General features: G+C 47.3%; 4 protein-coding genes and 1 pseudogene. 3 read left to right on the top strand and 2 right to left on the bottom strand.

What is annotated here, in order from left to right; all coding sequences use genetic code 11:
- A partial coding sequence (gene dxs / locus H6F50_RS04400) for a 1-deoxy-D-xylulose-5-phosphate synthase (RefSeq protein WP_190426722.1) occupies positions 1 to 1,001 on the bottom strand: 1,001 nt, incomplete at its 3' end.
- Positions 1,002 to 1,220: 219 nt separating this feature from the next.
- Here dxs and H6F50_RS04395 point away from each other — a divergent pair.
- Positions 1,221 to 2,816 carry a serine hydrolase domain-containing protein gene (locus H6F50_RS04395; protein WP_190426721.1) on the top strand — a complete coding sequence of 532 codons (1,596 nt, stop codon included), beginning with the start codon at positions 1,221 to 1,223 and terminating at the stop codon, positions 2,814 to 2,816.
- A gap of 193 nt (positions 2,817 to 3,009) precedes the next feature.
- A complete protein-coding gene (locus H6F50_RS04390; protein ID WP_190426720.1) occupies positions 3,010 to 3,762 on the top strand; it encodes a peptidylprolyl isomerase in 753 nt (250 codons plus the stop codon).
- Between the two features lie 531 nt (positions 3,763 to 4,293).
- Here H6F50_RS04390 and H6F50_RS04385 read toward each other — a convergent pair.
- Positions 4,294 to 4,530 (bottom strand): hypothetical protein, encoded by a 237-nt coding sequence (locus tag H6F50_RS04385; RefSeq protein ID WP_190426718.1) that lies wholly within the window; start codon positions 4,528 to 4,530, stop codon positions 4,294 to 4,296.
- Between the two features lie 37 nt (positions 4,531 to 4,567).
- On the opposite strand from H6F50_RS04385, the pseudogene H6F50_RS04380 reads away from it, so the two are divergent.
- A pseudogene (locus tag H6F50_RS04380) lies at positions 4,568 to 6,168 on the top strand (hypothetical protein); the annotation flags it as partial.

The following is a 6,168-nucleotide window of genomic DNA, read 5'->3' as shown; positions in this document are numbered from 1 at the left end:
TCAGCGAGTTTGACCAGCGTGTGGGAAAACACCTTGGCATAAGAAGGAGGTTTGGGTTTGCTGGAAGGAACCGCTTTCCCAGTTGCGAGGTTAAAGGGGGATTGTGCGTGGTAGCCGACTTGGTCTTTCTCCGCTATTTCGTAGCCTTTCCCTTTCACTGTTGCTACGTGAACCAGGACTGGTCCCTGCATCTTGTGTGCTTGCTTAAAGGTGGCAATCAGTTCCTCTAAATTGTGACCATCCACTGGTCCCATATAAGTAAAGCCGAGTTCTTCAAATACCGCCCCTACCTTAGGAACTGCCAGACGCTTCATCCCTTCTTTCACCCGTTCCAGTTCTGGGGTCAGGGATTCACCGACAAAGGGAATATGCTTGAATTGCTCCTCAAGATTATCTGTAATAAACTGCATCGGCGGACTGAGACGCATTTTGTTCAGATAGCGAGGAATCGCGCCGACGTTGGGCGAAATTGACATTTCGTTATCGTTCAGCACCACTAGCAGATTCGTTTTGGGCAAGTGTCCGGCATGGTTAATTGCTTCCAACGCCATGCCGCCAGTGAGTGCCCCATCGCCAATCACTGCCACGACTTTGAAGTTATCGCCTTTGAGGTCTCGCGCCATCGCCATGCCCAAAGCAGATGAAATACTGGTGGAAGCATGACCAGCGCCAAAGTGATCGAATTTACTTTCACACCGCTTGAGATAACCGGCGATGCCGTCTTTTTGGCGCAGTGTGTGGAAGCGGTGATATCGCCCGGTGAGTAGCTTGTGCGGATAGGCTTGGTGCCCAACATCCCAGGTCACTTTATCGCGGTCTAAGTCTAGCGTTTGATACAAAGCGATTGTCAGTTCTACGACCCCCAATCCCGGTCCTAAATGACCGCCGCTGGTGGCTACAGTTTGGAGATGCTTTTCCCGAATTTGACGGGCAATTTGCTGAAGTTGACGAATTGATAGACCGTGCAACTGGTTGGGATGAGTAATTTCACTCAAATGCATTCCAGATTTCCCTATAAGCTTAAGGATCGGATTTTAGTTATCTCTTTAAACTGTAATGGATTTGGGGGAACGAACCGAATGATTACGGTAGACAAGGCGGGTTTAGTCTACGTAACCGTTAGGGACACGGAAGCCCCCTCGCTGTTACCCGGATTGTTAGCGAGATGCACAATATCCGATGAAATCCTTAAATGACAAAAATTCTGGATGTAGAGACAAATGCTTAACTTTTATCAATTAGAACAGCAAATCGAAGAACAGATGAAAGCCTCCGCTATTCCAGGCGTGGCGCTTTCGGTTGTGCAAAATCGGGAAGTCATCTATGCCAGGGGTTTTGGTGTCACCAGCGTGGAAGATGGCTCAATCCCCGTGACGCCGCAAACTCTGTTTCGGATTGGTTCTGTCACCAAGCCGCTGACTGGGACTGCGGTGATGCGGCTGGTTGAAACGGGCAATCTTGACCTCGATCGACCTATTAAAGATTACATTGATTGGTTCGCACTCAGCGAGGAGGGAGCTGCTGAACAGATTACCCTACGGATGCTGATGACTCATACTTCTGGACTCCCCACGGATGCCCAAAATTTTGGTCGGCGCGATCCAGACGGACTTGAGGCTTACGTCCGCGACCAGATCCCGAAGTACCCGATTATTGCACCTCCCGGCAAGCTGTATTCCTATAGCAACCCCGGCATTATGGTGGTTGGTTATCTCGCTGAGGTAGTCGGCGGTAAGCCATTTACACAACTGATGCAAGAGTTGGTTTTCGATCCTTTGGAGATGCAACGCACAACATTCGATCCGACGGTGGCGATGACTTATCCAATTGCTCAATCGCACAACCAGAATGAGGATGGAACATTAAGTGTGGATCGCCGCTTTGCTGACAATACGGCTGGCTATCCGGCGGGATTTATCATTTCCACGGTGCTAGATTTGGCAAACTTTGCGATGATGCACATGAACGAGGGTTGTTTTCGCGATCGCCAGATCCTCTCACCCCAGTCGGTTGCCCAAATGCAAACACTTCATGCAGACTGGTATACGGCGGAAGGGGCGGGATATGGACTGACTTTCATGGTTGATCCCTACAAGGGGATACGTCGAATCGGACACAATGGTGCAATTAGCAGCTTTGGTAGCTGGTTCCTCATGGTTCCGGAGGCTGATGTTGCAGTTTCGCTGGTGTTCAACCGTCGCGCCCCTGACTTCGCTGCTTACAAAATCGTCAACCGAATCTTTGACGAACTCCTGAATCTGCCAAAGCAGGCACCGAAGCCGCAAGCGATCGCGCCCGATACCGCGTTATGGTCGCAATATACAGGATTATATTTGGGACCTCAGACGGGTTTGCTCAAGATTCAGGTGGTGGATAGTCAGCTGATGCTTGAGTTAAACGAGCAGGTGATGCCTTTACAGGCAATCAAAAAAGACCTTTATTTTGCACAAAAGCCAGATAGCCAAGAAAAAATTCCTGTTGGTTTTATCCTCGAAGAAGCAGCGCCGACGCGGTATATTATGGTCAACTCTTCACCCTGCGAACGCATCGAACTCGATGCTTCGTTTGTGCCGGATTTCTCGGCTTGGGCATCTTATGCGGGCAGCTACACGTCATATCTAGATACGCTGACGATCCATGTTGAGGCAGATCGCGTGTTCCTCCACACCAAAATGTTCAACCAAGATGTGCCCTGCATCCTGATAGATAACACCCACTTTGCTTGTAAATTCGGTCTAATTGAAGTGCAAGTTGCGGAGGATGGCGTTGCGCGATCGCTTAACTTAGGAAATTATTTCATCTTTACCCGCTGTTAAATCATCCCAATTGCTCTATTGATTTCAGCCAAAACAATAGTTGCGTCATCTGGCAATTCTCTAGTTCAATCCACACTTCTGTAAAGATAACGACCGAATCTGCTATAGGATTTGGTCAGTAGCAAAGGTTTAAGACCAATCCGAGCTACTTATGTAATCAAGGAAAACTTAGAGACGTGTATCTGCGTTTGAGATGGCGGAAATTTTTCAAGTTGGCAGCAAGGTAATTCTGGCACATGAGATTCCGTCTTTGTTGAGCCGTTATCAGTTGCTGCCCCAGTTTTTGCAAGGGATTATTATCGACGAAGCGATCGCGCTCTATTCTTGCACGGATGCAGAGCGCAAATTGGCTGTAGAGCAGTTTGCCGCGCAGCACCAACTCACCTCCCCGGAAGCGCGAAAAGCTTGGGCGGTATCCCAAGGCATGACCTTAGAACAACTGGAAGACTTAGCTGTACGACCCTTGCTGCTAGAGAAGTTTAAGATGGCTACTTGGAGTTCAAAGGTCGAGTCTTATTTTATCGCTCGCAAAGCGAGTCTCGACCAGGTAGTGTGTTCCTTAATTCGTACCAAAGATATGGGAATTGCCCAGGAAGTCTACTTTAGAATTCAGGAAGGAGAGCAATCTTTCGCAGAGTTAGCTAGAGAATATTCCCAAGGAACAGAAGCTCACACTGGGGGAGTCATTGGCCCGGTAAGTTTGAGTGCTTTGCATCCAGCGATCGCAAAAATGCTATCCATTAGTCAGCCGGGACAGTTATGGCCTCCTACTCGTCTGGAAGAGTGGTATGCAATCGTTCGACTTGAAAAGTTCTTGCCAGCACAGCTAGATGAACAAATGCGCCGTCGATTGATTGACGAAATGTTTAATAACTGGCTCAAAGAGCGGATGCAACAAGTCGGTTTATTACAGTTTATCGAGTCTTCAGTCTCGGATTCAGCGTGACTTTAAAGGCAAAGTTGATGTAAATTGATTGCCCCCCAATTTAGCGGGGGTTGGGGGATCAAAACGGGACTTGCAAATTCAAGAAGACTTGTATATACACGGTAGCTGTGGACGGGGAGCGGTAACAGGGTGGTTTCATTTATTAAAAGAAAATTCTGTAACGTTGATTTTGGTTGGCGGTAGGGGCTTTTTGATTGCCATATCCCTACAAAACGTCGCAATGCCTCGAAATTTTCTAAGGATTGTATGAAACCACCCTGCTGTAGACGGGGTGGGGTCTCCCTGTCCGACTTTAAGGTAGCCCCGCAGCAGGGTTCGCCCTCCCAAGATAGAGGGTGGTTGCCGACAAGTATTAGCCCACTTTTTGCCGCTCTCAGTATATCTACAGAGATAGCGATTTCTTAGTACCAAGATGGTTTATGAAGATTGCGTGAATTTACGGCAACTTCATCCCAGCTTAATTTATACTTAGAATTAATTATCAGGGTTTGTTAACATCAACTGAATATCTTTAGGGGGGCGCTATTTAGGCTAAGGAAAGTTTGAAATCCTGCCCTTGGCACTGAGATAAGTGCTGATGATGTTGGCTACAAACAACCAATTTTCTGGAGAGATAGATTTTGCCAAAGTATCTGTTTTACCACAAGTAGGTTGGCTCAATTTGACCTGCCGAGGGAAAGAGTAATCTCTGTGAAGAAACAGTAGTATGGCGATCGCTCCTGAAAATTGGAATTTAGCGATCGCCATACTACTCCCACTTGACTTCACAGTTCTAGACAACCATTGAAAATGAAAAGAGACTTATATGGCTCCGACAACGCTTGCTGCTGGTGACATCGCCATTATCGGTTTCAATTTTGACGATCCCGATCAATTTGCCTTTGTTTTGCTAAAAGATATTGCTTCTGGAACTGCAATTCACTTTACAAATAAAGGTTGGCAAAGCAGCAACGAATTTAGAAAGGGTGAAGGAACCCTGACTTGGACAGCAAATAGAAACTACTCGGTTGGCGAAATTGTCAATCCGGGTGTTGGTTCAATGAAACTTTCAAGCGATGGGGATCAAATCCTTGCCTACCAGGGTTTGGCAACAGCTCCCACTTTTATTTATGCAATTAATAGTAACGATTCGGCATGGGCAGAGAATGCGACCAGTAACAATAACTCTGCATTACCGCCAGGATTAACAAACGGGTTAACGGCGGTATCTATCCCAGAAATTGATAACGCAACTTATAACATTACTAACGGCACTTTCGGAACTAGAGCAGAGTTACTTGCAAAAATCAGCAACCCAGCGAATTGGACGGGCAATAATACCCAACGGTTGACGATGCCCAGTAGTGCATTTACAGTGACAAATACTGGCAGCGAAATAACAGAATCCCTTAGTTTGACGGTTGACTCCGCTACCTTCTCAGAAGCTGCGGGTGCAGGTGCTGCCACTGGAACTGTTACCCGAACCGGAGACTTATCAAAGTCACTCACGATTAACTTACTCAGCAGCGACACCAGCGAAGCTACCGTTGCGACAACTGTAACCATTCCAGCAAATCAGGCATCAGCAACCTTCGCAATTGATGCGGTGAACGATCCGTTTGTAGAGGGTTCTCAGACAGTGACATTAACAGCTTCTGCAACCCAATATATTAACGGCACAATTACCGTAACCGTAACTGACGACGAACTAGAAGCTGGTAATCTTCGCATCCATGACATTCAAGGTGCTAGCCATACATCGCCCTTGGTGGGTCAGTTGGTTTCCAAAGTCCCTGGTATCGTCACCGCAGTAAAGTCAAATGGATTTTATCTGCAAGATCCTAATCCGGACACGAATGATGCTACCTCCGAGGGGATTTTCGTCCTCACTTGGATAACCCCCAAAGTCAGTGTTGGGGACTCTATTCTGGTTAGCGGGATTGTTGATGAATTCATTCCTAGCGGTTCTGATAGCAGCAGTCTCTCCACAACTCAAATTATTGTGGGGAATGCAGGGATTGCAACAATTTCCAAGGGCAATCCTTTACCTAATAGCACTATTTTGGGTGAGGGTGGACGCACGATTCCAACTCAAGTGATTGATGATGATGGATTAGGTATATTCAACCCGACGCAAGACGGCATTGACTTCTACGAAAGCCTAGAAGGAATGCGGGTGCAGGTGAATAATGCGGTAGCGGTAGCGCCTACCAATGATTTTGGTGAAATTCCCGTCCTGGCTGACAATGGTGTGAATGCTAGCACCCGAACGGACAGGGGCGGTATTGTAGTTCAGCCGGGGGATTTTAACCCAGAACGGATTATTATCGACGATGCCATTATTAACGGTGAACCTCAAGTAAATGTGGGCGACACCTTCACTGGTTCCATCACTGGCGTCATCGACTACAGCTTTGGCAATTATAA

The organism is Coleofasciculus sp. FACHB-712, from assembly GCF_014695635.1.
Lineage (GTDB): Bacteria > Cyanobacteriota > Cyanobacteriia > Cyanobacteriales > FACHB-T130 > FACHB-T130.
The sequence above is the reverse complement of the archived record's forward strand: the minus strand, read 5'-3'. Positions and strand labels throughout refer to the sequence as shown.